Origin of the sequence: Corallococcus sp. 4LFB (assembly GCF_046520365.1) — a bacterium.
Classification (GTDB): domain Bacteria; phylum Myxococcota; class Myxococcia; order Myxococcales; family Myxococcaceae; genus Corallococcus; species Corallococcus caeni.
This window is the reverse complement of the sequence record NZ_JBKGHJ010000756.1, coordinates 1-2,789: the sequence shown is the minus strand read 5'-3', so window position 1 is coordinate 2,789 and position 2,789 is coordinate 1. Positions and strand designations below refer to the sequence as shown.

The following is a 2,789-nucleotide window of genomic DNA, read 5'->3' as shown; positions in this document are numbered from 1 at the left end:
CCTGGCCGCCGCGGGCCGTGCGCGCGCGCTGCTGGAGGGCCGGCCCAACGTGGGCTTCGACGACGTGGTGGCCGCCGCGCCCGCCGCCCTCAACCACCGGCTGGTGCTGGCCTACGAGGCGTCGCTGGAGAAGGTGTCCGCGCCGGACGTGGTGCGCGAGCTGCTCAAGGCCACCCCCGAGGTGCCCCGTGGCTAGCCGCGCGGCCCTGGCCGGCGCCGTGCTCCTGGGGACCCTGCTGTGGACGGGCCTGCCCGGTGTGCCCGGTGGAACGGAAGCGTTCGCGACCCGCCCGGCGATGGAGGCGGTCGAGGTGGCGGCGCCGGCGCCGGCGGCGACGGCGGTGGAGGTGGAGGAGGCGCGGGAGAAGGAGCCCGAAGGCAGCGGCTACCGCGAGGTGGTGGAATCCGCGGAGACCTTCCCCGAGCACGGCGACCTCAAGGCCACCCTGCGCGCCGTCACGCTCGTGCCGAACCGGGGCTACACGCCCCTCCAGGTCACGGTGCACAACACCGGCGGCCAGCCGCGTCCGGTGCGGCTGTCCATCCACTCGCAGGGGCGCGTCGTGGAGCGCTCGCTGCAACTGGCGCCTCGGGAACGCACCGTCACCTGGCTGCTGCTGCCCGCGGACGTGCAGTCCGGGACGCTCCAGATGGATTCACCCGGCATGGACACCGCGGCCAATGGCTTCTACCTGGACGGCTACCGGGGCGCGCGCGTGATGGTGCTGGGCGACGTGAAGGCCTTCGAGAAGGCGACCGGCTTGAGCCGCGTCGCGGAGAACACGGAGCCGCTCGTCGCCACGCGCTTCGTGGAGCCGCGCATCGCGCCCCGGGAGCTGGCCGCCTACGCGGGCTACGACGCGGTGCTGGTGGCGGCGCCGCCGGACCAGGTGCCCGACGATGTCTGGGCGGTGCTGGAGACCTTCGCCGTGAGCGGCGGCCGCCTCGTGCTCGACCAGCCCCCCGCGAACCCGCGCCTGCGCTTCCCGCTGCTCCAGGACCCGCGGGCGGAGCTGTCGCCCTATGGCTTCGGCTTCGTGCGCCAGTTCCGCGAATGCCGGACGCAGACCCCGGGCTGCGGCATCCACCTCTGGGAGGACACGGAGCGCGCGTCCGCCGTCGTGGTGCCCGCGGGCCCGCCGCCCCGGTGGGAGCGCAACGACCTGCTGAGCGACGGGCGGCTGCCGCTGCTCGGAAGCGCCCGCGCGCCCGTGGGCCGCTTCCTGCTGCTCATCTTCCTCTTCTCGCTCGCGGTGGGGCCTGGCGGGTGGATGCTCGCCCGGCGCAAGGGGCCGCTCGCGGTGCTCATCGCCGTGCCCACGCTGGCGGCCCTCACGTGTCTGGGCTTGGTGGCGTGGTCGGTGCTGGTGGACGGCTTCAGCGTGCACGCCGCGCGCTACAGCCTCACGCTGCTGGACCGCGAGCGGTCGCGCGCGGTGACGGTGGGGCTCAACGCCTGGTACGCCAACCTCGCGGAGGACGGCGTGCGCATGCCCGCCTCCAGCGTGCTGCTGGCCTCGACGGCTCCCGAGGATCCGCCGCGCTTGCTGGACTGGACGAACGGGCTGGCCGTGAAGAACAGCTTCCTGCCCTCGCGCAGCTACCGCGAGTGGGGCGAGGTCGCCGTGATTCCCTCGCGCGCGCGGCTGACGGCGCGCAAGGCGGACGGCGGCGTGCAGGTGCAGAACGCGCTGGGCGCTCCGCTCCAGGGCGGCACGTTGAAGCTGGACGGCCAGCTCTGGACGCTGCCGGAGCTGGCGGACGGCGCGGAGGGCCTGGCCACGCCGCGGGACGGCGAGGACGATTCGCTGGCGGTCTTCCATGACGAGGCGCGCAGGCGCTTCCCGGGCGCGGTGGCCGCCCTGGGGGATGCGCTGGCCGAGGGGACGTTCGTGGCGCGGCTGGGCGGCAGGGGCTTCACGCCCACGGCGGTGATGGACGTGGAGCTGGAGGCCGCGCAGCACCTGGTGCGCGGTCAGGTCGAGGAGGCACGACGATGAGCCTGCTGGAGGTGAAGGGGCTGCGGCGCGACTACGGGGCGCTGCGCGCGGTGGACGACGTGTCGTTCTCGCTGGAGGCCGGCGGCATCCTGGGCTTCATCGGGCCCAACGGCGCGGGCAAGAGCACCACGCTGCGCATCCTGGCCACGCTGGACGTGCCCACCGCGGGCACGGTGCTGCTGGACGGCACGTCGCTGGTGGACGCGCCGGACCGGGCCCGGCCGCTGCTGGGCTACATGCCGGACCGCTACGGCACCTACGACGACGTCACCGTGAGGGAGTTCCTGGACTTCTTCGCGCGCGCGTACGGGCTGAAGGGCGCGCAGCGCAAGCAGCGGGTGGACTCGGTGATGGAGTTCACGGGGCTGGGGCCGCTGGCGGAGAAGCTCACCACGGAGCTGTCCAAGGGCATGCGCCAGCGCGTGGCCCTGGGGCGCACGCTCCTGCACGACCCGAGGCTGCTGCTGCTGGACGAGCCGGCGGACGGGTTGGATCCGCGCGCGCGCATCGAGCTGCGGGAGCTGCTGCGCGCGCTGGCGGATCAGGGCAAGGCGGTCATCATCTCCAGCCACATCCTCACGGAGCTGGCGGAGATCTGCGACAGCTGCGTCATCATCGAGCAGGGGCGCCTCCTGGCCCAGGGCAAGGTGGAGGACCTGCTGCGCCAGAGCGCGGGCCCGTCCCGCGTGACGGAGCTGACGGTGCGGCTGGCGGCGGGCGACGAGGGCGAGGCGCTGTGGGCGCGCACGGAGCGCACGCTGCTGGAGCAGCCGCGCGTGAAGGACGTGG

Annotated in this window: 2 protein-coding genes and 1 pseudogene; all 3 read left to right on the top strand. The window is 74.2% G+C overall.

Annotated features, from left to right (window positions below; translation table 11 throughout):
* A pseudogene (locus ACLEQD_RS40720) lies at window positions 1-196 on the top strand (AAA family ATPase); the annotation flags it as partial.
* Complete coding sequence (locus ACLEQD_RS40715; RefSeq protein WP_410391307.1) at window positions 189-2,000, top strand: hypothetical protein; 1,812 nt, start codon at window positions 189-191, stop codon at window positions 1,998-2,000. The pseudogene ACLEQD_RS40720 and the gene ACLEQD_RS40715, both read left to right, overlap by 8 nt.
* On the top strand, window positions 1,997-2,789 hold a 793-nt coding region (locus ACLEQD_RS40710), incomplete at its 3' end, for an ABC transporter ATP-binding protein (RefSeq protein WP_410391306.1). The genes ACLEQD_RS40715 and ACLEQD_RS40710, both read left to right, overlap by 4 nt.